Origin of the sequence: Streptomyces odontotermitis (assembly GCF_050510915.1) — a bacterium.
Taxonomy (GTDB): domain Bacteria; phylum Actinomycetota; class Actinomycetes; order Streptomycetales; family Streptomycetaceae; genus Streptomyces.
In genome coordinates this window covers 395,674-417,965 of sequence record NZ_JBNJLS010000003.1, presented here as the reverse complement: position 1 = coordinate 417,965, position 22,292 = coordinate 395,674, and the positions used below count along the sequence as shown (strand labels likewise).

General features: G+C 70.2%; 20 protein-coding genes and 1 tRNA gene. 8 read left to right on the top strand and 13 right to left on the bottom strand.

Features of this window, described 5'->3' with window-relative positions; translation table 11 throughout:
- Positions 1 to 100 precede the first annotated feature (100 nt).
- Positions 101 to 673 (top strand): TetR/AcrR family transcriptional regulator, encoded by a 573-nt coding sequence (locus ACQB60_RS12645; protein WP_496926006.1) that lies wholly within the window; start codon positions 101 to 103, stop codon positions 671 to 673.
- A gap of 261 nt (positions 674 to 934) precedes the next feature.
- On the opposite strand, the gene ACQB60_RS12640 is transcribed toward ACQB60_RS12645, so the two are convergent.
- The 8 genes from ACQB60_RS12640 to galU all read right to left on the bottom strand — a co-directional run bounded on the left by ACQB60_RS12640 (position 935) and on the right by galU (position 7,557).
- Positions 935 to 1,768 (bottom strand): alpha/beta fold hydrolase, encoded by an 834-nt coding sequence (locus ACQB60_RS12640; protein ID WP_496926005.1) that lies wholly within the window; start codon positions 1,766 to 1,768, stop codon positions 935 to 937.
- Between the two features lie 73 nt (positions 1,769 to 1,841).
- Positions 1,842 to 1,915, bottom strand: a tRNA-Ala gene (locus ACQB60_RS12635).
- 119 nt (positions 1,916 to 2,034) lie between these two features.
- On the bottom strand, positions 2,035 to 3,387 hold the full coding sequence (gene sepX / locus ACQB60_RS12630; RefSeq protein ID WP_496926004.1) for a divisome protein SepX/GlpR: 1,353 nt from the start codon (positions 3,385 to 3,387) through the stop codon (positions 2,035 to 2,037).
- A 209-nt stretch (positions 3,388 to 3,596) separates the two neighbouring features.
- Positions 3,597 to 4,220 (bottom strand): GNAT family N-acetyltransferase, encoded by a 624-nt coding sequence (locus tag ACQB60_RS12625; RefSeq protein ID WP_384840724.1) that lies wholly within the window; start codon positions 4,218 to 4,220, stop codon positions 3,597 to 3,599.
- Positions 4,217 to 4,729: a MogA/MoaB family molybdenum cofactor biosynthesis protein gene (locus ACQB60_RS12620; RefSeq protein WP_384840393.1), complete on the bottom strand. Its 513-nt coding sequence runs from the start codon at positions 4,727 to 4,729 to the stop codon at positions 4,217 to 4,219. Before ACQB60_RS12620 ends, ACQB60_RS12625 begins: the two co-directional genes overlap by 4 nt.
- On the bottom strand, positions 4,726 to 5,217 hold the full coding sequence (gene moaC / locus ACQB60_RS12615; protein ID WP_496926003.1) for a cyclic pyranopterin monophosphate synthase MoaC: 492 nt from the start codon (positions 5,215 to 5,217) through the stop codon (positions 4,726 to 4,728). Before moaC ends, ACQB60_RS12620 begins: the two co-directional genes overlap by 4 nt.
- Before the next feature lie 86 nt (positions 5,218 to 5,303).
- Positions 5,304 to 6,647: a molybdotransferase-like divisome protein Glp gene (gene glp, locus ACQB60_RS12610; protein WP_496926002.1), complete on the bottom strand. Its 1,344-nt coding sequence runs from the start codon at positions 6,645 to 6,647 to the stop codon at positions 5,304 to 5,306.
- Positions 6,648 to 6,651: 4 nt separating this feature from the next.
- Complete coding sequence (galU, locus tag ACQB60_RS12605; RefSeq protein WP_496926001.1) at positions 6,652 to 7,557, bottom strand: UTP--glucose-1-phosphate uridylyltransferase GalU; 906 nt, start codon at positions 7,555 to 7,557, stop codon at positions 6,652 to 6,654.
- Between the two features lie 93 nt (positions 7,558 to 7,650).
- Here galU and ACQB60_RS12600 point away from each other — a divergent pair, with 93 nt between their 5' ends.
- Positions 7,651 to 8,286 carry a 5-formyltetrahydrofolate cyclo-ligase gene (locus tag ACQB60_RS12600; RefSeq protein ID WP_496926000.1) on the top strand — a complete coding sequence of 212 codons (636 nt, stop codon included), beginning with the start codon at positions 7,651 to 7,653 and terminating at the stop codon, positions 8,284 to 8,286.
- A 94-nt stretch (positions 8,287 to 8,380) separates the two neighbouring features.
- Here the strand turns inward: ACQB60_RS12600 and ACQB60_RS12595 are convergent, their stop codons facing one another.
- Positions 8,381 to 11,143: a penicillin acylase family protein gene (locus ACQB60_RS12595; protein WP_496925999.1), complete on the bottom strand. Its 2,763-nt coding sequence runs from the start codon at positions 11,141 to 11,143 to the stop codon at positions 8,381 to 8,383.
- 227 nt (positions 11,144 to 11,370) lie between these two features.
- Between ACQB60_RS12595 and ACQB60_RS12590 the strand changes: the two genes are divergently transcribed.
- From ACQB60_RS12590 to mscL, 6 genes are all read left to right on the top strand, one after another.
- Entirely contained in the window at positions 11,371 to 12,915 is a 1,545-nt protein-coding gene (locus ACQB60_RS12590; RefSeq protein ID WP_496926175.1) for a potassium/proton antiporter, read from the top strand.
- A 282-nt stretch (positions 12,916 to 13,197) separates the two neighbouring features.
- Complete coding sequence (locus ACQB60_RS12585) at positions 13,198 to 14,487, top strand: MFS transporter (RefSeq protein ID WP_496925998.1); 1,290 nt, start codon at positions 13,198 to 13,200, stop codon at positions 14,485 to 14,487.
- 67 nt (positions 14,488 to 14,554) lie between these two features.
- A complete protein-coding gene (locus ACQB60_RS12580) occupies positions 14,555 to 14,890 on the top strand; it encodes an FmdB family zinc ribbon protein (protein ID WP_496925997.1) in 336 nt (111 codons plus the stop codon).
- A 107-nt stretch (positions 14,891 to 14,997) separates the two neighbouring features.
- Positions 14,998 to 15,837, top strand: a complete 840-nt coding sequence (locus ACQB60_RS12575; protein WP_496926174.1) for an S-methyl-5'-thioadenosine phosphorylase — start codon at positions 14,998 to 15,000, stop codon at positions 15,835 to 15,837.
- Positions 15,838 to 16,035: 198 nt separating this feature from the next.
- Positions 16,036 to 16,620: a hypothetical protein gene (locus ACQB60_RS12570; RefSeq protein ID WP_496925996.1), complete on the top strand. Its 585-nt coding sequence runs from the start codon at positions 16,036 to 16,038 to the stop codon at positions 16,618 to 16,620.
- Positions 16,621 to 16,782: 162 nt separating this feature from the next.
- A complete protein-coding gene (gene mscL / locus ACQB60_RS12565; protein WP_496925995.1) occupies positions 16,783 to 17,292 on the top strand; it encodes a large conductance mechanosensitive channel protein MscL in 510 nt (169 codons plus the stop codon).
- 7 nt (positions 17,293 to 17,299) lie between these two features.
- On the opposite strand, the gene ACQB60_RS12560 is transcribed toward mscL, so the two are convergent.
- The 4 genes from ACQB60_RS12560 to pflB form a co-directional block, all read right to left on the bottom strand.
- Positions 17,300 to 17,530 (bottom strand): hypothetical protein, encoded by a 231-nt coding sequence (locus tag ACQB60_RS12560; protein ID WP_496925994.1) that lies wholly within the window; start codon positions 17,528 to 17,530, stop codon positions 17,300 to 17,302.
- A gap of 40 nt (positions 17,531 to 17,570) precedes the next feature.
- The gene (locus ACQB60_RS12555; RefSeq protein WP_496925993.1) at positions 17,571 to 18,983 is read right to left on the bottom strand and encodes a NarK family nitrate/nitrite MFS transporter; all 1,413 of its coding nucleotides are present in this window, start codon (positions 18,981 to 18,983) and stop codon (positions 17,571 to 17,573) included.
- Between the two features lie 84 nt (positions 18,984 to 19,067).
- A complete protein-coding gene (gene pflA / locus ACQB60_RS12550; protein ID WP_496925992.1) occupies positions 19,068 to 19,889 on the bottom strand; it encodes a pyruvate formate-lyase-activating protein in 822 nt (273 codons plus the stop codon).
- A gap of 96 nt (positions 19,890 to 19,985) precedes the next feature.
- Positions 19,986 to 22,244 carry a formate C-acetyltransferase gene (gene pflB / locus ACQB60_RS12545; RefSeq protein WP_496925991.1) on the bottom strand — a complete coding sequence of 753 codons (2,259 nt, stop codon included), beginning with the start codon at positions 22,242 to 22,244 and terminating at the stop codon, positions 19,986 to 19,988.
- Between the last annotated feature and the right edge of the window lie 48 nt (positions 22,245 to 22,292).

The following is a 22,292-nucleotide window of genomic DNA, read 5'->3' as shown; positions in this document are numbered from 1 at the left end:
GACAAATAACCCACCCGACGAGAATCCACCGAGAAGCCCCTCGATAGATTGCCCCCACCACAGCCACAGCCCCTCCCCTTCCCCCCAAGGAGACGACTCCATGGCCCGAGCCGGCCTCACGGCGGCGCGCGTGACCGAGGCGGCCGCCGACCTGGCGGACGAGATCGGCTTCGACAAGGTCACCGTCTCGGCCCTCGCGCGCGGCTTCGGCGTCAAGGACGCGAGCCTGTACTCCCACGTCCGCAACCTCGCCGACCTGCGCACCCGCGTCGCGCTCCTCGCCGCGAGCGAGAAGATCGACCTGATCGCGGACGCGGTGGCGGACCGCACCGGCAAGGACGCCCTGATCGCGTACACGGGCGCCTACCGCGCCTACGCCCAGGCCCACCCCGGCCGCTACGCCGCGACCCAGATCCCCCTGGACCCCTCAGCCGCAGCGACCTCCCCCGCCTTCCACCGCACCATCGACATCACCTACGGCCTGCTCCGCGGCTACGGCCTGACCGAACCCGACCTCACCGACGCGGTCCGCCTCCTCCGCAGCACCCTCCACGGCTACATCAGCCTCGAAGCCACAGGCAGCTTCGCCCACCCCCGCAACATCCAGACCTCCTGGAACCGCACGGTGGAAGCCCTCCACACCCTCCTGGAGAACTGGCCCACCCAGCCCTGACCCGGCTCGCACGGCCCAAGAAGCCCCACAACCGGCAGACGGGCGACGGCGCAAGGGGTGGGGACGCGGCGGTATGTCCGCCCGCAGTACAGCAAGCAACCCAAGCCAGTACTCGCGTACCCGTCCGGCGCCCGAGGCGTTTCGAGGACGGACATACCGCCGCGTCCCCACCCCGCCCCACCGACGACGGACAGTGCGTCACCAGGTCACCGCTCACACTCACTGCACACCGCTCACTGCTCACCGCTCACCGCTCACCGCTCACCGCTCACCGGGCGAAGACGACACCGCCACCCCACCGAGGAACCCCACCAACTCCGCGCTCACCCGCTCCGCCCGCTCCAGGTTGGGCAGATGCCCCGCCCCCTCGACCACGACGAGCACCGCATGCGGAATCAATTCGCGCATCGACTCCGCGTCGACGACCGGCGTATAGACGTCATCCGCGCCGACCACGATCAGCGTGGGCACCCGGACCCCGGCAAGGGTGTCGCGGTGATCGCGCCGCTCGGCCCGCCCCCGCAGCGCCGCCGCGGCACCCTCCGGATCGGTGTCGCGCATCATCCCGAGGACGTGCGCCGCGACCTCCGGCAGCGCGACCACGCTGGCGGGCGCGATCATCTTGTCGATCACCTCGTCCGCGTACCCGCCCATCCCCTCCGCGAGCAGCCGGTCCGCGAGGCCGTTGCGGAAGGCACGGCCCTCCTCGGTCTCGGCGACGGGCGAGGTGTCACAGAGCACGAGCCCCCGCACCCGCTCCGGATACCGGTGCTGGAACTCCATCGTGATCTGCCCGCCCATGGAGACCCCACCGATCACGACCCGCTCCAGACCGAGCCGGTCGAGCAGCCCCGCGATGTCATCGGCGAAGTCCCCGAGCAGCACCTTCCCCCGCACGACCTCGCTCTCCCCGTACCCCCGCAGATCGGGCACGATCACCCGGTACCCGGCCGCGGCGAGCGCCTCGGCCTGTGGCGCCCACAGCGTCCGGTTGAACGGATGCCCGTGCACGAGGACGACGGGCACCCCCGCCTCGGGCCCATGGTCGTCATACCGAAGCGTGACCCCGCTCACGACCACCGTGCCGTTCACCATCAGGTCCTCCACCCCACCCGGAAACGACGAAATCCCGCCCGATCAGAATGATCGGACGGGATCTCTTGTGCAGTGGACCTGAGGGGATTTGAACCCCTGGCCCCCTCGATGCGAACGAGGTGCGCTACCGGACTGCGCCACAGGCCCTTGCAACGAGTGAAACTCTAGCATCCCCATCCGGGTGCTTGGAAATCCGTTCCTGGCTGGTCAGGACGGCGGACCTCACGACCTCTCACACACCGCTCGCCGACCGCTCATTCGCTCGCTCATTCGTTGGCCGCACGCGGCCGGTCGCCGTCGGCGTACTGGTCGAACAGCGGGGTGCGGCCCCGCTCGCGGGCCCGCCGCGCGGAGGCGGCCCGCCGCGCATCACTACGCCCACCACTCACACCGTCCGCACCGTCCACGTCGCCCCCCTCAGCACTCCCAGCACTTCCAGCACTTCCGGCACTTCCAGCGCCTCCAGCACCGCCGTCACCGACGGCACCTCCAGCACCTCCGGCCTCCCCGGCCTTCCGCTGCTCGGCACCGGAAGCCGCGGCACCGGCACCGGCGTCGGCCGCCGCAGTCGGCTCCACCGTGCTGGACCGCGCCGAACTCCAGGCATCGGGAGCACCGAGGTCCACCGACCCGGTGGCACGCGGGGCGACCGGAGCGGTCACATACGTCGGCAGCGGCACGGGCACCGGGTCCCAGCTGTCACCGCGCCCCGGACCGCGCTGCCGCTCACGCTGCTGGTCGACCCACTCCGCGTGGTCGGTCTGCTCGACGAGGGCACGACGGTCGGCGGCGAGCGCGGAGAGCCCGGTCTCCGTCTCGGCCACCGGTCCCTCCTCCGCCTCGTCCGCCGCGACCGGCTCCGTCGCCGACACCCGCCTGCGCGGCTGCCGTTCGCGCTCCCGCAGCCGCTGCGCCGCGACCTCGGCCCGGCGCCGGTCCATCGTGTACGTGAAGCGACGCCGCTCCTGCCCGCGCAGGTACACGATGTACGCGCTCAGCAGGAGAGCGGGCGCGGCGGGCGCCCAGAGGAACGCGAGCCCGCCGACAGCGGCGACGATCGCGCCCAGCGTGAAGGCGAGGAACAGCATCACAGTCGTGCGCCGACGGCGCGCGAGCACCTTCGAGCGCCGGGCGCGCGCGGCGGCCTCCGCCGGACTGACGCGTCTGCCGGACACCGACTGCCCCTGCTGCCCGTGCTGCTGCCCGTGCTGTGCCTGCTGCCCCTGGTGCCCGTGCCGCTCCTGGGACTTGGGCCTGGCCCGCTCCTCGGCGGGCGGCTCGGCGCGTTCCTCGTGCGGCACTTCGGCCCGCACGTCGGCCCGCGCTTCGGGACGCGCTTCCTGCCGGGACGGAGGCGCGGCAAAGGCCCGGACGTCCACCGAACCGGTGGCGTCGTCCGGGTCGCCGCGCGACTCCCCCTCTTCAGGCGAGCGCGCTTGCAGGTCCTTGGCGTATCGGCGCTCCATCCCCGCCCGTCCGGACAGCAGCCGGATGGCGGTGCTGAAGCGTTCCGTCGGACGGGCTTCATTGAGCTCGTCCTGCCTACGGAGCCACATCGGCACCAAGTAGGCGGCCCAGGCCCCGACGATGACTGCGTAGATGAGGCCGCTGCTGCTCACGCCTCACACGGTAGAGGGGTTTGCGTGAGGCCATCTGCCAATTGGGCCGGTGTGTCGCACGATCTGGCTGATATCTCGAACTTTTTTTGTGACTGATGCGATCAACAGGCCGCCGAGACGGCGAATTTAATGGCTCAGGCGGCTTCGAGACGGTCGTTCAGCGATCAATTTCGAACACTTATTTTATTTGGGTCGGGACACGTACCGGTCTAGGCCGTCTTTCGGGGTCGTGCCTGGTGCCAGCGGCGCAGCAGCCCTTCCGGCACCTCTTCCGCGGTGAGCGCGAACACGAGATGGTCGCGCCAGGCTCCGTCGATGTGGAGATAGCGTGGACGCAGTCCCTCTTCGCGGAATCCGAGTTTCTCGACGACCCGGCGGCTCGGCCCGTTCTCCGGCCGAATGCAGACTTCGATGCGGTGCAGACCGACGGTCCTGAAGCAGTGGTCGACCGCGAGCGCCACCGCCGTGGGCATCACTCCGCGCCCCGCCACCGACTCGTCGACCCAGTAGCCGACGTGGCCCGAGCACATCGAGCCCCAGGTGATCCCGGCGACCGTCAACTGCCCGACCAGGCGGCCCTGGTACTCGATGACGAAGGGCAGCATGCGCCCGGCGTTGGCCTCCGCGCGCAGGTGGCGGACCATCTGACGGTACGTCGGGCGGTGGGCGACGGGGCCGCTGGGCGTGGGCGGCGGGATGGTCGCCTCCCAGGGGCGCAGCCAGTCCCTGTTGCGCCGGTTGACCTCACGCCAGGCCCGCTGGTCGCGCATCTTTATGGGGCGGAGGGCGATGTCGCCGTCCCGCAGCTCGACGGGCCAGGAGGGCGTGTTCAGCTCGCACCCCCGGCGGGCCCGTCCGGCCTGGGGTGGTCGCCGCCCCGCAGCTGGTCGACGGCGTGCGTCAACAGGGGCTCCAGGACGGCGAGGCCGTCCCGTACGCCACCGGTCGAGCCCGGCAGGTTGACGATCAGGGTGCGGCCCGCGACTCCGGCGAGGCCGCGTGAGAGCACCGCCGTCGGGACCTTCTCGCGGCCGTAGGCGCGGATCGCCTCGGGGATGCCGGGGACCTCGTGGTCGATGACGCGGCGCGTGGCTTCCGGCGTCTTGTCGGTGGGTGAGACGCCGGTGCCTCCGGTGGTCAGGATGACGTCGTACGCGGCCTCGGCGCCCGCGCGCAGGGCCTGCTCCACCGGGTCGCCGTCCGGGACGACTTGGGGCCCCTCGACCTCGAAGCCGAGCTTCCTGAGGCCCTCGGCGATGATCGGGCCGCCCTTGTCCTCGTAGACCCCGGCCGCCGCGCGGTTCGAGGCCGTCACGACGAGGGCGCGGTAGGGCGCGCTCATGCTCCGGCTCCTTCGCGGCTCCACGTGCCGGACTTGCCGCCGGTCTTCTCCTCCACCCGTACGTCGGTGATGACGGCGCCCTTGTCGACGGCCTTCACCATGTCGATGACGGTGAGGGCCGCGACGCTCACCGCGGTGAGGGCCTCCATCTCGACGCCCGTGCGGTCCGTCGTCTTCACGGTGGCGAGGATCTCCACGGCGTCGTCCGCCACGGAGAGGTCGAGCTTCACTCCGGAGACGGCCAGCGGGTGGCAGAGCGGGATCAGGTCGGGGGTGCGCTTGGCGCCCATGATGCCCGCGATCCGCGCGGTGGCCAGGGCGTCGCCCTTGGGGACCCCCTCGCCGCGCAGCAGCTCGATCACGCGGGGGGAGACGAGGACGCGGCCGCTGGCGCGGGCGGTGCGCGCGGTCACGTCCTTCTCGGATACGTCGACCATGCGGGCTGCGCCCGCTTCGTCGATGTGCGTCAGTCGCTGCTGCGTACTCATGTGCTGTGGCGCTCCCGGTCCGGGCCCCTGGTGGCGCGGCACGCGGGGCCTGTTGTGCGCGACACGGTACCGCGCGGGAGGGGGCGTCAGCCGAGCAGCACCACTTCGACGTCCGCTCCCGGCTCCACCGACGTGGTGTCCTCGGGGACGACGATCAGCGCGTCCGCGTGCGCGAGGGCGGCGATGAGGTGCGATCCGGAGCCGCCGACGGGGGCGACAGTGCCCGCCTCCGCGTCGTACCGGCCGCGCAGGAACTGGCGCTTTCCGGAGGGGGAGGTCAGCGCCTTGTCGGTCGTCAGGGCCGCGCGGGCGGTGGGGCGGTGGACCTCGGGCAGGCCCATCAGGGTGCGCACGGCGGGGCGGACGAAGATCTCGAACGAGACGTACGAGGAGACGGGGTTGCCCGGCAGGGCGAGCAGCGGGGTGTGGTCGGGGCCGATGGAGCCGAAGCCCTGCGGCCTGCCCGGCTGCATGGCGAGCTTGCGGAACTCGACGCCGCTGCCCGCGCCGATGCCCTCCTCGTCGTCGGGGTCGCCGATGGCGGTGAGGGCCTCCTTCACCACGTCGTACGCGCCGACGCTGACGCCGCCGGTGGTGACGATGAGGTCGGCGCGGATCAGCTGGTCCTCGATGGTGGCGCGCAGCGTCTCGGCGTCGTCGGCCACCGCGCCCACGCGGTAGGCGATCGCCCCGGCGTCGCGGGCGGCGGCGGTGAGGGCGAAGCTGTTCGAGTCGTAGATCTGGCCGTCCGCCAACTCCTCGCCGGGCTGGACCAGTTCGGAACCCGTGGAGAGCACCACCACGCGCGGGCGCGGGCGCACCTTCACGGTGCCGCGGCCGATCGCGGCGAGGAGGGCGACCTGCGGTGGCCCGAGCACCGTGCCCGCCGACAGGGCGCGGTCGCCCGCCTGGACGTCGCTGCCCCGCGCGCGGACATGGGCGCGGGACTCCGCCGGGCGGTGCACGCGGACCTCTCCGGAGGCGCCCTCGGGGGCGGCGCTGTGGGCGCGCATCCCGGAGACGGGGCCCTCGCCCAGGCCGCCGTCGGTCCACTCCACGGGGACGACGGCCTCGGCGCCGGGCGGCAGCGGGGCGCCGGTCATGATCCGGGCGGCCTGGCCGGGGCCGACCGTGGGCTGCTCGCCCTGGCCCGCGGCCACGTCACCGATGACGGTCAGGACGGCGGGGAACTCCTCGCTCGCGCCCGCGACATCGGCGACCCGCACCGCGTACCCGTCCATGGAGCTGTTGTCGAAGGGGGGCAGCGAGACCGGCACCGTGACGTCCTCGACGAGGACGCAGCCCTGGGCGTCGAGGAGTTGGAGCTCGATGGGCTCGAGCGGGCGGACGGTCGCGAGGATGTCGTCCAGGTGCTCGTCCACCGACCAGAGGTGGTCCTGACCGGGGTGGTGCGGGGTCGCGCTGCTCAAGGTGCTACATCTCCTCGGTGACGTAACTGCGAAGCCAGGTCCGGAAGTCGGGGCCCAGGTCTTCACGTTCGCACGCGAGTCTGACAATGGCACGCAGATAGTCGCCCCGGTCACCGGTGTCATAGCGGCGGCCCTTGAAGACGACGCCGTGCACCGGGCCGCCGACCTTCTCGTCGGCCGCGAGCTGCTGGAGGGCGTCCGTGAGCTGGATCTCGCCGCCGCGGCCCGGCTCGGTCTTGCGCAGTATGTCGAAGACGTGGGGGTCCAGGACATAGCGGCCGATGATCGCGTAGTTGCTGGGCGCGTCCGCCGCGTCCGGCTTCTCGACCAGGTCGGTCACCTTCACGACGTCGCCGTCGGCCGTGGGCTCCACGGCCGCGCAGCCGTAGAGGTGGATCTGCTCGGGCGCGACCTCCATGAGCGCGATGACGCTGCCGCCGTGCCGCTCCTGGACCTCGACCATGCGCGCGAGCAGCGGGTCGCGGGGGTCGATCAGGTCGTCGCCGAGGAGGACGGCGAACGGCTCGTGGCCGACGTGCGGGGCCGCGCACAGCACGGCGTGACCGAGACCCCTGGGGTCGCCCTGGCGGACGTAGTGCATGGTCGCCAGGTCGCTGGACTCCTGGACCTTGGCGAGGCGGGCCTCGTCGCCCTTCTTCAGGAGGGCCGACTCCAGCTCGTAGTTGCGGTCGAAGTGGTCCTCCAGGGGGCGCTTGTTGCGACCCGTGATCATGAGGACGTCATCGAGGCCCGCGCCGACGGCCTCCTCGACCACGTACTGGATCGCCGGCTTGTCGACGACCGGCAGCATCTCCTTCGGAGTGGCCTTGGTGGCGGGCAGGAAACGCGTGCCGAGACCGGCTGCCGGAATGACAGCCTTGGTGATCCGTGGGGGGCGAGACTCAGTCATGCCGTAACCATAACCGGTGCCTATGTGCGGAATCTGTGGCTCCGGAACATTGGCTCTGGTATGGGCCAACTAGGAAGGGTTTGTGAGTTCGCTATGGATCACACAGGGGGCGACGTGACGGATCAGGCCGCGTCCGGCAAGGCAACCAAGAAGACATTGCGCGCGGAAGTCCTCGCGGTAAGACGCCGGTTGACTGAGGATGACGCACAGAAGGCCGCCGTGGTTCTCGCCGAACGGGCTCTGGAGCTGCCGGAACTGGCCGGTGCGGACACCGTCGCCGCGTATGTCTCGGTGGGCGGCGAGCCCGGCACCCGGGCCCTCCTGGACGCCCTCCACGCGCGCGGGACACGTGTCCTGCTGCCCGTGCTGCTCCCTGACAACGACCTGGACTGGGGGACGTACGACGGCGAGGGCTCACTCGTGCGCGTACAACATGCCGGAAAGATGGCGCTGTTGGAGCCCTCGGGGCCGTCCCTGGGGCCGGACGCCGTCCTGGAGGCGGACGTCGTGCTGCTGCCGGGGCTCGCGGTGGACGGGCGCGGGATGCGGCTCGGACGCGGCGGCGGCTCGTACGACCGGGTGCTCGCACGGCTGGAGCGCGAGGGCGTCGATCCCGCGCTCGTCGTGCTTCTTTACGACTCCGAAGTGGTCGCCCACGTCCCCGCGGAGGCGCACGACCGGCCGGTGCGCGCCGTGGTGACGCCCGCGGGGGTACGGCGCTTCGGCTGACACGAACTGCCCCTTCAGGCCCTGAGGCGCCCCCTGAAAGCTCAACTGGCCCTCCACGCGCGCGTGGAGGGCCAGTTGCGGAGTCACCGGACGGCTAGCTGTCGGGCGTGAGCACCAGCGTGTCGCTCGTGCTGTTGTCGACGGCGTCCTTCGAGTAGGCCCAGGGCAGGAGTTCGCCCTTGGCCCACTTGCCCGTCTGGTCGGTGTAGTGCGCGCTGTACGCATGCCCGGAGGCGCCGGTGAGGTTGATCCACTTGGACTTGTCGAGGTCCTCCAGGTTCACCACCATCCGCATCGACGGCACCCACTGCACTCCGTAGCCGCCCGCCGCGTTCCAGCCGGTGGCGTTGACCGCCGCCTCGCCGCCGCCGAGGTTCCAGGGGCCGCGGTTGAGGATGAACTGGAGCCAGCCGGGGCCCTCGGTGCCGAGCGTCTGGTTCTTCAGCGTGAGGCGGTGCAGACGGCCCCAGCTCCACGTGTCGGCGTCCTTGCCCAGCTTGGCCGTCAGGTCCCAGCGGGCGTCCGCCATGGCCCGCTTGAGCAGCTGGTCACGGGTCTTGGTCTCACCGTCGAGACGGGTCTTGGGCGACTTCCACCAGTCGTTCTTCTCCTCCTTGAGGATCTTGCGGATGACCTCGAAGTAGCGGTCGCCGCCGTCCGGCTGGGCCGAGTCGGCGTCGCGCTCGCCGCACTCGCGCACCTTGCGGTCCTCGTCCGCCGGTCCGGTGTTGCCGGCCGGTTCGACGTTCAGGCACTGCCCCTTGACGCGCAGCTCCTTGGGGAGCTTGTTGCCGATGGCGAGCTTCAGGAGGCTGCGCCAGACCGCGTTGAAGTACGCGGCGGCCGCCGAGTCGGCGTCCTGGGTGTAGTCCCAGCCCTCCAGGAGCTTCTGCGCCTCACGGACGTACTTGTCGTCCGAGACGTCGATCTTGAGCAGGTAGGGCGTGAGCAGCTTGGCGATCTCGCTGCTGTTGTCCATCTGCATGAGGCGCATGTCCTCGGTGGAGACCTTGCCGCCGTTCTTGATCTTCGACTTGATGAGGTCGTCGATGCGCTGGCTGCGCGCTCCGTAGCCCCAGTCCGAGGTGAGCTTGTACGGGTACTTGTCCGGGTCGACCACGGCCTGGTTGGCGGTCACGATGTAGCCGCGCTTCGGGTTGTACTCGTACGGCAGGGCGTCCTGCGGGATGTACTTGGTCCACTTGTAGGCGGAGTCCCAGCCGGGCGCGGGGAGCGCCCCGTCGCCCTTGCCGCGGACCGGGATCCTGCCGGGAGCCTGGTAGCCGATGTTGCCCTTGGTGTCGGCGTAGATCAGGTTCTGCGAAGGCACCTCGAAGGAGGCGGCCGCCTTGCGGAACTCCTGCCAGTCCTTGGCCTTGTTCAGCTCGAAGACGGCATCCATGGAGCGGCCCGGGGAGAGCGCGGTCCAGCGCAGCGCGACTCCGTAGCCGTCGCCCCGGTCGGGGGCCGCGGTGTCGACGGTGGCCTTCTTGCCGACCTTGACCAGCTCGTCGTCACGGTCGGACACCAGGGGACCGTTGTTGGTCTCGCGGACGGTGATCTTCTTGGGACTGCCGCCGGCGACCTTGATGGTCTCCTCGCGGGTCTTGAAGGGCAGCGTCTTGCCGTCGTACTGGTAGCCGTCCCCGCTGAACTTCTCCAGGTAGAGGTCGGTCACGTCCGCGCCGAGGTTGGTCATCCCCCAGGCGATGTCCTTGTTGTGGCCGATGACCACGCCCGGCATCCCGGAGAACGTGTACCCGGAGACGTCGTACTGGCAGTTCGCGGAGACCGAGCGGCAGTGCAGGCCCATCTGGTACCAGACCGACGGCAGCTGGGGCGCCAGGTGCGGGTCGTTGGCGAGCAGCGGCTTGCCGGTGATGGTGTGGTCCCCGGAGACCACCCAGGAGTTGGAGCCGATGCCGTTGCCGTTCGGGCCGAGGCCCGCGGAGGGGACCCTCTCCAGGATCTTGGAGAGGCCCGAGAGCTGCGACTGGAGGCCGCTGGGCGCCTGGGTGTTGCCCGCGAGCCCGGTGCCCGCCGCACCGCCCGTGGAGGCGCCCTGGGTGCCCGTGGCCTTGTCGTCGTAGGACTTCGTGGCGCTGTTGTAGGCGCCCTCCTGGACGATCGGCTTGTTCCGCTTGTACGGGTACGCCGGGTACAGGTCGTCGATCTGCTTCGGGCCGAGGCGGCTCGTCATCAGAGAACGGTCGATCTCGTCCTGCATGTTGCCGCGCAGGTCCCAGGCCATGGCCTTGAGCCAGGCCACGGAGTCGACGGGCGTCCACTTCTGCGGCGCGTAGTCGTTCTCGAAGCTCAGCGCCGCGTACTCGACGGAGAGATCCTTGCCGCTCTTGCCGTTCAGGTAGGCATTGACTCCCTTGGAGTACGCCTGGAGGTACTTCTTGGTCTCCGGCGAGAGCTTGGAGTCGTACTCCTCCTGCGCCACCCGGTGCCAGCCGAGGGTGCGCAGGAACTCATCGGTCTTGACCTGGCCCTTGCCGAACATCTCGGAGAGCCGCCCGGAGGTCATATGACGGCGTACGTCCATCTCCCAGAAGCGGTCCTGCGCCTGGACGTAACCCTGCGCCATGAAGAGGTCGGCGTCGGAGTTGGCGTAGATCTGCGGGATGCCGTTGCCGTCGCGCTTGACGTCGACGGGGCCGGCGAGGCCCTCGAGCTTGATCGTGCCCTTCGTCTGCGGGAAGGAGGCACGCACCGTGCTGATGCTCCAGTACGCGCCGAAGCCGATGCCCCCCACGATGGCCAGGACCAGGACGATCACGATGAGTCGGGCTCGGCGCCCCTTCTTCTTGCCGGACTTATGGCCGGAAGAGGCGTTGGTGTTGGAGGGCATCGCTGTCCTTGCTGTCCTTCGCGAGCGGCAGGGCGGGCTGTGCTGTCGGCTGGGCGGCTCTGGGAGCGCTGGAGCAACTGTAGGCGCAGGGCAGTGCGCGCCCGGACGCGGAGTCAGGAACCGGCAACGGATGCACGTTCGAAGATGTGGGGGGCGGCGTCAAGGAAACGTAAACGATTAGGTAAGGTAACGAAGTACCTGGCTCGTGACGGAGGAAGGAACGGCCCCTGACTGTCCACCACCTCAACCAGCTCCTGCTCGTCTGCTCGCTCGTGCTGCTCATCGCGGTCGCCGCGGTACGCGTCTCGTCGCGCAGCGGGCTGCCGAGCCTGCTGCTGTACCTGGGCATCGGCATCGCGATAGGCCAGGACGGCGTCGGCAACGTCACGTTCAACAACGCCGAACTGACGCAGGTCATCGGCTACGCGGCACTCGTCGTGATCCTGGCCGAGGGCGGCCTCGGCACCAAGTGGAAAGAGATCAAGCCCGCGTTGCCCGCGGCCGCCGTCCTCTCCCTCGTCGGCGTCGCGATCAGCGTCGGCGTCACGGCGGCGGGCGCGCACTACCTGGTCGGGCTCGAGTGGCGCCAGGCGCTCATCATCGGCGCCGTCGTCTCCTCGACCGACGCGGCGGCGGTCTTCTCCGTGCTGCGCAAGGTGCCGCTCCCCTCCCGCGTGACCGGTGTCCTGGAGGCGGAGTCGGGGTTCAACGACGCCCCCGTCGTGATCCTGGTGGTGGCGTTCTCCACGGCCGGGCCGGTGGACCACTGGTCCGTGCTCATCGGCGAGATCGCCCTGGAGCTGGCCATCGGTGCGGCGATCGGCCTCGCGGTCGGCTGGCTCGGCGCCTACGGCCTGCGGCACGTGGCACTGCCCGCCTCCGGCCTCTACCCGATCGCGGTCATGGCCATCGCGGTCACCGCGTACGCCGCCGGCGCCATGGCGCACGGCAGTGGCTTCCTCGCCGTCTACCTGGCGTCGATGGTGCTCGGCAACGCCAAGCTGCCGCACTGGCCCGCCACCCGGGGCTTCGCGGAGGGGCTCGGCTGGATCGCGCAGATCGGCATGTTCGTCCTGCTCGGCCTGCTGGTCACCCCGCACGACCTCCTCGACGACACCTGGCCCGCCCTCGTCATCGGCCTGGTCCTGACGGTGGTGGCGCGGCCGCTCTCCGTCTTCAGCAGCCTGCTGCCGTTCCGGCTGCCCTGGCAGGAGAAGGCGCTGATGTCCTGGGCCGGGCTGCGCGGCGCCGTGCCCATCATCCTGGCCACCATCCCGATGGTGAACGGCGTCGAGGACAGCACCAAGATCTTCAACATCGTCTTCGTCCTCGTGGTCGTCTACACCCTCATCCAAGGGCCGACGCTGCCCTGGCTGGCCCGCAAGCTGGAGCTCGGCAACGGCACGGAGACCGCCGACCTGGGCATCGAATCGGCGCCCCTGGAGAGGCTGCGCGGGCACCTCCTGTCGGTGTCGATCCCCAAGGGCTCGCGGATGCACGGCGTCGAGGTCGGCGAGCTTCGGCTGCCCAAGGGCGCCGCCGTCACCCTCGTCGTCCGCGACGAGACGTCCTTCGTGCCGTCCCCGACGACGGTCCTGCGGCGCGGGGACGAGCTCCTCGTGGTGGCGACCGACCCCGTGCGGGACGCCGCCGAGCAGCGGCTGCGCGCGGTCACCCAGGGCGGCAAGCTGGCCGGCTGGCTGGGGGCGGGGAACGGGCCGCGCGGCGGGGACCAGGGAGCGGGGACCGGCAGGTCTTCTGGCGCGAAGTAGCGTGGACGCAGGTCTCCTGGCGCGAAGTAGCGGTTACCAGGAGTTCAATCCCAGGTGACGTGCGCCCTGATTCTCGCAATCGCAGGCCCGACAGGGCCGCTCCCTGTACGATGAAGGCACCCAGATCGAACCAACTCTGCCTGAAGCAGAGCTGGCGCGACCGTATGGCGGCCGCGGTGCCCTCGCAGTGGGCGGCCCGGTATCTACCGCAGTTCCGCGCAAGAGGACAGCTCTCGGCGCCCCCGCACAGGCGCGCTACCAGGCGGCAGAAAGGCACGGGCCGTGGCATCCACGGTCACCTCGAAGTCGTCCCGCCCGGGGTACGGACAGCTGCTGCGCACCCGCGGCGCCTGGACGTTCCTGCTCCCCGGCTTCGCCGCACGTCAGCCGTTCGCGATGCTGACGATCTCCATCGTGCTGCTGGTGCAGCACACCACCGGCTCCTACGGAATCGCGGGCGCCGTCTCCGCCGTCACCGGCGTCTCGATGGCGCTGTTCGCGCCCTTCAGCGGCAAGTTCGCCGACCGGTTCGGGCAGCGCGCCGTGCTGCTGCCCGGCGTCCTCATCCACTCCGCGTCCGTGCTCGCCATGACGCTCCTGGCGCTCTCCCACGCCCCCTTGTGGGCGCTCTTCGCGGCCGCCGTGCCCGCCGGTGCCTCGACCCCGCAGATCGGCCCCATGGTGCGGGCCCGCTGGAGCGTCAAGCTGCACGGCACGCCCCTGGCCCAGACTGCGGTCGCCTTCGAATCGGTCACCGACGAGCTGACCTTCGTCCTCGGCCCGCTCTTCGCGACGGCGCTGTGCACCGGCCTCCACCCCTCGGCCGGGCTCTTCACCGAGGCCGCGCTGACCCTGGTGGGCGGCCTGCTGTTCGCGGCGCAGAAGGGCTCCCAGCCGGTGCCCTCGCGGTCGGCGTCGGCCGCATCCGACGAGCACGCGCGCGTGGAGCACGTCTCGGCGCTGCGGATCCCCGGAGTGCGCGTCCTGATCGTGACGTTCCTCGGGATCGGCGCCGTCTTCGGCGGCATGCAGGTCTCGCTCGCGGCCCTCACGGAGTCGATGGGCAAGCCCGGCCTGAACGGCGTTCTGTACGGCATCTTCGCGGCGGGCAACATGCTCTCCGGAGTCGTGTGCGGCGCCGTGGCCTGGAAGGTCGCCCCGCAGCGGCGCCTCGTCGTCGGGTACGCGGCGCTGACCGTGATGGCGTCCGGCCTGTGGGCCGCGCACTCCTTGGTGCTGCTCGCCGGTCTCGGCCTCCTTGTGGGCGTCTGCATCGCTCCCGCACTGATCACCGGCTACACCCTGGTCGACAGCCTGGTCCCGCCGACCGGCCGCACCGAAGCCTTCACCTGGCTCACCGGAGCGGTCGCGCTCGGGCAGGCGGCCGGGGTCACGGTCGCCGGTCAGCTGGAGGACGGCTTCTGGGACGGCGCCGGATTCCTGGTGCCGCTCGGCGGTACGGCCCTGGCCTTCGTAGTGCTCGTCTCGCTGCGTTCGCGGCTCGTGCCGCGGCCCGCGGGGCGCACGGTGGCGCGTGGCGTGGGTCACCGAGTTCCGGTCACGGTGGACTGAACTCGCGGAATACGTCACTATGGACCGTCGTTAGCACTCATCGAGTGAGAGTGCCAGGAGGAAGCAAGTGCCGACGTACCAGTACCAGTGCACCGAGTGCGGCGAGGGCCTCGAGGCGGTGCAGAAGTTCACCGATGACGCCCTGACCGTGTGCCCCAACTGCAACGGACGCCTCAAGAAGGTGTTCTCGGCGGTCGGCATCGTCTTCAAGGGCTCCGGCTTCTACCGCAACGACAGCCGTGGCTCGTCGTCGAGCAGCTCGCCTGCTTCGTCGTCGTCCTCCACGTCCACGTCGTCCTCGTCGTCGGACAAGAAGGCTTCGTCCTCGGACTCGAAGTCCTCCTCCACGTCGTCGGGCTCCTCCGGCTCGTCGTCCAGCTCCTCCAGCACGTCCGCCGCGTAAGCGCAGCGCACTCGCTTCTTCCGAAGACCCCGCCGTCACGAGACGGCGGGGTCCTTGGCGTTCCGGCGCCCTGGTGCCGCCCGGCTACTGTGCTCGGCATGACTGACATGGCGAACGCGGCGCAGGCGGAGATCGGTGTCATCGGCGGCTCGGGCTTCTACTCGTTCCTGGAGGACGTGACCGAGATACAGGTGGACACCCCCTACGGAGCACCCAGCGACTCCCTCTTCCTCGGCGAGGTCGCGGGCCGGCGGGTCGCCTTCCTGCCCCGGCACGGCCGCGGCCACCATCTGCCGCCCCACCGCATCAACTACCGCGCGAACCTGTGGGCGTTGCGCTCCGTGGGGGTGCGCCAGGTGCTCGGACCGTGCGCGGTGGGCGGGCTGCGCGCCGAGTACGGGCCGGGCACTCTGCTGGTGCCCGACCAGCTCGTGGACCGCACCAAGTCCCGTACGCAGACGTACTTCGACGGGGTGCCGCTCGCGGACGGGACCGAGCCGAACGTGGTGCATGTGTCGCTGGCCGACCCGTACTGCCCGGTCGGGCGGGGGGCCGCACTGAAGGCGGCGCGCGGGCGGGGCTGGGAGCCGGTGGACGGCGGGACGCTCGTGGTGATCGAGGGCCCGCGGTTCTCGACCCGGGCCGAGTCGCGCTGGCATGCAGCGCAGGGCTGGTCGGTGGTCGGCATGACGGGCCACCCCGAGGCGATCCTGGCCCGCGAACTCGAGCTCTGCTACACGTCGTTGACCCTGGTCACGGACCTGGACGCGGGGGCGGAGACCGGCGAGGGCGTCTCGCACGACGAGGTGCTGCGGGTGTTCTCGGCGAATGTGGACCGGCTGCGGGGCGTGCTGTTCGACGCGGTGGGCGCGCTGCCGACGGGTGAGCGGGGCTGTCTGTGCGCGCAGGCGCTGGGTGGGATGGATCCGGGGATTCGGCTGCCGTGACCTCTCTGCTGCCGCGGCTTCTCCGCTGTCGTGACTTCTCCGCTGTCGTGACTTCGCCCGCGAATTTCCCTCTCGGGTGAGGGAGTTGTCCACAACCGGCGAGTAGCGCACGGGGCTCAGCGGGATGCGGCGCGGGCCTGCATCGTGAGATCGACATCCGAGCTCGTCCCGGGCTCCTCACGGCAGGCGGTGGTCGCCATGGCTCAGTTCCGTCCCCAACTCCCTTCCCCCACGCCCCAAGCACCTGTTCCCGCGCGCCCGTACCCGGGTGACGCGCCGCAGGTCGGCCAGGTGCCGCTGTTCCCGCCCCTGCGGGTGCGCGGGGACCGGCTGCGGCTACGCAGGCTGCTGCGACAGCGGCGGCGGGTCATGGCCGTGGGCCTCGCCATGACCGCCGCCGCGCTCGCGGCCACGGGGCCGCCGGACGCCGGGCGGGCCCGGGCCCAGGGCGGGCGGCCGGACGACGGGCGGGGCGTGGCCGTCGCGCCCGCGCGGGAGCGGTCGGCGGCCGAGGCGCGGGTGACGGCCCCGGTGCGCATCGCGGACGCCGGGGCGGCACAGCTCCTGCACCCCGGCGACCGGGTCGACGTCATCGCCGGGGACAGTGCCGGAGGCGGGGCGCCGCGCGTCGTTGCGGCGGCCGCCCGGGTGTCCGAGGTGCCCGAGCCGCGCGAAAGCACGGGCGAGGACGGGGCGTTGGTCGTCCTCTCGGTGCCGCGCTCGACGGCGACGCGGCTCGCCGGAGCCGGGGCCACCTCACGCCTGGCGGTGACGCTGTGCTGAGCCACACCGCGGGAGGCTTCCCAAGCACCCGACCTGACGCACTGTCAAGTCCCTCGTTCGTGTTGCTCAATTGGACAGGGCTGCCACGCCCTGCCGTAGGTTGCCATGCTGGTCGCTCCATGCGCACCGGCGTCAACCGCACATGCAACGAAAGGTCTCGTGGTGAGCGAGAACAAGGAACCGGGCGTCTGGGCAGGCTTCAAAGCCTTCTTGATGCGCGGCAACGTCATCGACCTGGCGGTCGCGGTGGTCATCGGCGCGGCGTTCACGAACATCGTGAACTCCGTGGTGAAGGGCGTCATCAACCCGCTCGTCGGCGCCTTCGGCACGAAGGATCTCGACCACTACAGCTCGTGCCTGAAAGCGCCCTGCGAGGTGGCGAAGGACGGGACGGTCACCAACGGGATCCCGATCATGTGGGGCTCCGTGCTGAGCGCGGTCCTCAGCTTCCTGATCACCGCGGCCGTCGTCTACTTCCTGATGGTGCTGCCCATGGCCAAGTACCTGGCGAGGCAGGCCGCGCTGAAGGCCGCGAAGGAGGGCACGCAGGAGGTTATGAAGGTGACCGAGCTGGAGGTCCTCAAGGAGATCCGCGATGCGCTGGTGGCGCAGCGCGGCTCGAACGGCAGCGGCTCGGGCAGCGGGAGCTCCGGCACCGGAAGCGGGAGCTAGCGCGGGCTCACAGGTGGTGGGGCGGCTTCTCGTCGAGGAAGCGGGCCAGGTCGGCGGCGCTGTCGCCGCTGCCGGAGGGCCGCTCGCCCCACCCCTGGTCCGTATCGTCCGAGGACTGCTGGGACAGCGGGTCGTCGAAGACCAAGCCGTTCTTCGGCTTCTTCCGGGCCGTGTTCTGCGGCTTCTTCGACGACGCGTCCTTCGGATCGCGCGGTTCGGGGGCGGGGGCGGTGCTCATGTCTCCAGGGTACGGCCGTGGGGTGCTCCCCCGCCCCGGGTCAGCTCGGGGCCTCGGCGCCCGGGCGGGCGTAGAACCACCAGCAGACGGCCAGGCACGTGACGTAGAAGCCGATGAACAGCCAGAGCGAACTGGTCACGGCGAAGTTCGCGAACATCGCGGGGATGAAGAAGAAGCCGTACGCGGCGATCGCGGCGGAGAAGCCGGTGACGGCGCCCGCCTCCATCTCGGCCTGCTTCAGCGCGGCCTGCTCCGCCTCCGTGCCCTTGCCCTCGGCCTGCTTCAGGTGGTGGTCCCGGAAGATCACGGGGATCTGCCGGAAGGTCGAGCCGTTGCCGATGCCGGAGAAGGCGAAGGCGCACAGGAAGCCGACGTAGAAGGCCCAGAAGTTGCCCTGGTTGCCGCCGGACGGCAGGGCGTTGATGACCACGACCAGCGAGGCGGCCATGCCGACGAAGGACACCATCGTCACCCTGGCCCCGCCGATCTTGTCCGAGAGCCAGCCGCCCGCCCAGCGGGTGATCGCGCCGACGAAGGGGCCGATCCAGGCGTAGGTGGTGGCCTGGTAGCCCTGTGCGGCGAAGTTGTTCTTGATCAGCAGCGGCAGGCCCGCGGCGAAGCCGATGAAGGAGCCGAAGGTGCCGACGTAGAGCCAGGTCATCAGCCAGTTGTGCTTGCGCTTGAAGATGATCTTCTGCTGGCTGAAGGGGGCCGCGGCGACCTTGAGGTCGTTCATGAAGAACCAGGCGAGCAGCGCCATGATCACCAGGAGCGGCACCCAGAGGAAGGCGCCGTTCTGCAGCCAGACGTCCTTGTTCTTGACGGTGTCGCGCTGCGGGTCGCCCGCCGGGGCGCCGAGGACGGCCGCCGTGACGACCAGCGGGGCGACCAGCTGGACGACGGAGACACCGAGGTTGCCGAGGCCGCCGTTGAGGCCGTTGGCGCTGCCCTTCTCCCGCTTGGGGAAGAAGAAGCCGATGTTCGCCATGGAGGAGGAGAAGTTGGCGCCGCCGATGCCGCAGACCGCGGCGATCAGCGCCAGCTCCCAGTAGGGGGTGCCGGTGTCCTGCAGCGCGAAGCCCAGCCACAGCATCGGGGCGATCAGGATGATCGTGGAGAACGCGGTGAACTTCCGCTCGCCGAAGATCGGCCCGATGAAGGTGTAGAGGATCCGGAAGGTGCCGCCGGTGATGCCCGGGATGGCCGTCAGCCAGAACAGCTGCGACGTGGTGAGGCCGAAGCCGACGTCGTTGAGGCGGACGGCGGTGACCGACCAGACCTGCCAGACGACGAAGCCGAGCATCAGGGCCGGGATCGAGATCCACAGATTGCGGTTGGCGACCTTCTTCCCCGTCGTCCGCCAGAAGGAGTCGTCCTCGGGACGCCATTCCGCGATGGTGGATCCGGGACGGTAGGTGTCGCCCGTCCGCCTGTGGCTGGTGGGAGCACTCATGGGGCCACGGTAGGTAGGGCCTGCCGGGGCCGCCTGTCCGCTGGGCCGTACGGGTGGCCCGGGCCCCTGGAGCGGGCCCGGTGCTCAGACGGCCTTGAGGCCCTGCGCCTCGAAGATCTCCTTGGCGGCGGCCACCTGGCCCGGGGTGGGCGAGGGGGTGTCGTGCAGCGTGAAGTTCTTGCCGAGGGCCTGCCACTTGGCCTCGCCCAGCTTGTGGAAGGGCAGCACGTCGACGCGGGAGATGTTGCCGAGGGAGGCGGCGAAGCGGGCGACGCCCTCGATGTTCTCGGGGTCGTCGGTCAGGCCCGGGACGAGCACGAAGCGGACCCAGACGTCCTGGCCGAGGTCGGCCAGGCGGCGGGCGAAGTCGAGGGTCGGCTGGAGCGGGCGCCCGGTGACCTTCTTGTAGGTGTCGGGGTCCCAGGACTTGATGTCGAGCAGCACCAGGTCGACGTCGCGCAGCAGCGCATCCGTGGCACGGACACCGAGGAAGCCGGAGGTGTCGAGGGCGGTGTGCAGGCCCAGCTCGTGCTTGAGGCGGTGCAGCAGTTCGCCGGTGAAGACGGGCTGCAGGAGGGGTTCGCCGCCGCTGACGGTGGCGCCGCCGCCCGCGGCCGAGATGAACTTCGTGTACTTGGCGGCCTCGGCGATCACGTCGTCCGCCGTGGTGCGCTTGCCGTCGCGCATCCGCCAGGTGTCGGGGTTGTGGCAGTACAGGCAGGTCAGCGGGCAGCCCGAGAGGAAGGTGACGAAGCGGGTGCCCGGTCCGTCGACGCCCGTGGACAGGTCCCAGGAGTGGATGGAGCCGGTGACCGGGCGGTGGGTGGCTGCGGCCGCCGGGGTGGCCGCGTCCTCCTCGCACCCGAGGGGACGGACGGGGATGTCGCTACCGAGAAGCACAGCCATGACGGAACTCCCGAAGTACTGCTGGCAGAAAGTGGAGTTCGCGGCCGCCGGGGCCGGGGTGAGGGCCCGGCCCCGGGGCCGCGAGTCTGGGGTGGCTCAGAGGGAGCCGTGGAAGGTGCGGTTGATGACGTCCAGCTGCTGGTCGCGGGTGAGCCGGATGAAGTTCACCGCGTAGCCGGAGACCCGGATGGTGAGCTGCGGGTAGTTCTCCGGGTGCTCCATGGCGTCCTCGAGCGTCGCCTTGTTGAGGACGTTGACGTTCATGTGGAAGCCGTCGCTGGCCATGAAGCCGTCAAGGACACCGGAGAGGTTCTCGATGCGCTCCTCGGGAGTGCGGCCGAGGGCGTCCGGAGTGATGGTGTTGGTCAGCGAGATGCCGTCCTCGGCGTCGTCGTAGTTGAGCTTGGCGACCGACATCGCGGAGGCGATGTAGCCGTGCTCGTCACGGCCGTTCATCGGGTTGGCACCGGGGGCGAACGGCTCGCCGGCGCGGCGGCCGTCGGGGGTGTTGCCCGTCTTCTTGCCGTAGACGACGTTCGAGGTGATCGTCAGGACGGACTGGGTGTGCAGCGCGCCGCGGTAGGTCGGGTGCTGGCGGATCTTGCCCATGAAGTCCGAGACGATGCGCTGGGCGATCTCGTCGGCACGCTCGTCGTTGTTGCCGTAGGCGGGGTAGTCGCCCTCGATCTCGTAGTCGACGGCGAGGCCCGTCTCGTCGCGGATGACCTTGACCTTGGCGTGCTTGATGGCCGAGAGGGAGTCCGCGGCGACCGAGAGGCCGGCGATGCCGCACGCCATGGTGCGCAGGATGTCCTGGTCGTGCAGGGCCATCTCGATGCGCTCGTAGGCGTACTTGTCGTGCATGTAGTGGATGACGTTCAGCGCGTGCACGTACGTCTTGCCGAGCCAGCCCAGCATCGCGTCGTACTGCTGGGCGACGGTCTCGTAGTCCAGGTACTCGTCGGTGATCGGCTCGAAGCCCTTGACGACGAGCTTGCCGGACTTCTCGTCGCGGCCGCCGTTGATCGCGTACAGGAGGGCCTTGGCGACGTTCACGCGGGCGCCGAAGAACTGCATCTGCTTGCCCACGGCCATCGCGGAGACGCAGCAGGCGATCGCGGTGTCGTCACCGTACTTGGGGCGCATCAGCTCGTCGGACTCGAACTGGATGGCCGAGGTGTCGATGGCGACCTGGGAGGCGTACTCCTTGAAGCCCTGCGGGAGTTCCTGCGCCCAGAAGACCGTGAGGTTCGGCTCGGGGGCCGGGCCCAGGTTGTAGAGGGTCTGCAGCGCGCGGAAGGTGGTGCGCGAGACCAGCGGGCGGCCGTCCTCGCCGATGCCGGCCATCGACCAGGTGACCCAGGTGGGGTCGCCGGAGTAGAGCTCGTTGTACTCGGGGGTGCGCAGGAAGCGGACGATGCGGAGCTTGATGACGAAGTCGTCGATGAACTCCTGGGCCTCGGCCTCGGTGATGAGGCCGGCCTCGATGTCGCGCTGGAGGTAGATGTCGAGGAAGTTGTCGATGCGGCCGATCGACATGGCCGCGCCGTTCTGCTCCTTCACCGCGGCGAGGTAGGCGAAGTACAGCCACTGGACGGCCTCGCGGCCGGTCTTGGCCGGGCCGGAGATGTCGTAGCCGTACGACATCGCCATGTTCTTCAGCTCGCCCAGCGCCTTGATCTGCTCGGAGATCTCCTCGCGGTCACGGATGACGTGCTCGGTGGGCCACTCGTCGGCGAGCTTGTCCTTGTCGGCCTGCTTGGCGGCGATCAGGTGGTCGACGCCGTAGAGGGCGACGCGGCGGTAGTCGCCGATGATGCGGCCGCGGCCGTAGGCGTCCGGCAGGCCGGTGATGATGCCGGAGGAGCGGCAGGCGCGGATCTCGGCGGTGTAGGCGTCGAAGACGCCCTCGTTGTGGGTCTTGCGGAGGTGCGTGTAGACGTCCTTGACCTCGGGGTCGGCCTCGTAGCCATAGGCGTTGAGGGCACCCTCGACCATGCGCCAGCCGCCGTTGGGCATGATCGCGCGGCGCAGCGGGGCGTCGGTCTGGAGGCCGACGATCAGGTCCTTGTCGGCGTCGATGTAGCCCGGCTTGAAGGCGTCGATGCGGGACGGGGTCTTCACGTCCACGTCGTAGATGCCGCGCTCGATCTCGGTCGGGAACATCGAGAGGAGCTTGTCCCAGACGGCCGTGGTGCGCTCCGTCGGCCCGGCGAGGAAGGAGCTGTCGCCCTCGTACGGGATGTAGTTCCGCTGCACGAAGTCGCGGACGTCGATGGCGTCCCGCCACAGCCCGCCCTTGAAGCCCTTCCAGGCTTCACCGTGCACTGTCGTTTCCGCAGGAGTGGCAGTCATGGCCTGCACCTTCCGAGTCGCTTCTTCGCTACGCCTCCATTGCACTCC

Coding starts and splice junctions, on each gene's coding strand:
- ACQB60_RS12575 (WP_496926174.1), top strand. CDS start 14,998: ATGGCGAACGCGGCGCAGGCGGAGATCGGTGTCATCGGCGGCTCGGGC.
- ACQB60_RS12645 (WP_496926006.1), top strand. CDS start 101: ATGGCCCGAGCCGGCCTCACGGCGGCGCGCGTGACCGAGGCGGCCGCC.
- ACQB60_RS12595 (WP_496925999.1), bottom strand. CDS start 11,143: ATGCCCTCCAACACCAACGCCTCTTCCGGCCATAAGTCCGGCAAGAAG.
- ACQB60_RS12560 (WP_496925994.1), bottom strand. CDS start 17,530: ATGAGCACCGCCCCCGCCCCCGAACCGCGCGATCCGAAGGACGCGTCG.
- moaC (WP_496926003.1), bottom strand. CDS start 5,217: ATGAGTACGCAGCAGCGACTGACGCACATCGACGAAGCGGGCGCAGCC.
- galU (WP_496926001.1), bottom strand. CDS start 7,557: ATGACTGAGTCTCGCCCCCCACGGATCACCAAGGCTGTCATTCCGGCA.
- pflB (WP_496925991.1), bottom strand. CDS start 22,244: ATGACTGCCACTCCTGCGGAAACGACAGTGCACGGTGAAGCCTGGAAG.
- ACQB60_RS12555 (WP_496925993.1), bottom strand. CDS start 18,983: ATGAGTGCTCCCACCAGCCACAGGCGGACGGGCGACACCTACCGTCCC.
- pflA (WP_496925992.1), bottom strand. CDS start 19,889: ATGGCTGTGCTTCTCGGTAGCGACATCCCCGTCCGTCCCCTCGGGTGC.
- ACQB60_RS12600 (WP_496926000.1), top strand. CDS start 7,651: ATGGATCACACAGGGGGCGACGTGACGGATCAGGCCGCGTCCGGCAAG.
- ACQB60_RS12620 (WP_384840393.1), bottom strand. CDS start 4,729: ATGAGCGCGCCCTACCGCGCCCTCGTCGTGACGGCCTCGAACCGCGCG.
- ACQB60_RS12640 (WP_496926005.1), bottom strand. CDS start 1,768: ATGGTGAACGGCACGGTGGTCGTGAGCGGGGTCACGCTTCGGTATGAC.
- ACQB60_RS12570 (WP_496925996.1), top strand. CDS start 16,036: ATGGCTCAGTTCCGTCCCCAACTCCCTTCCCCCACGCCCCAAGCACCT.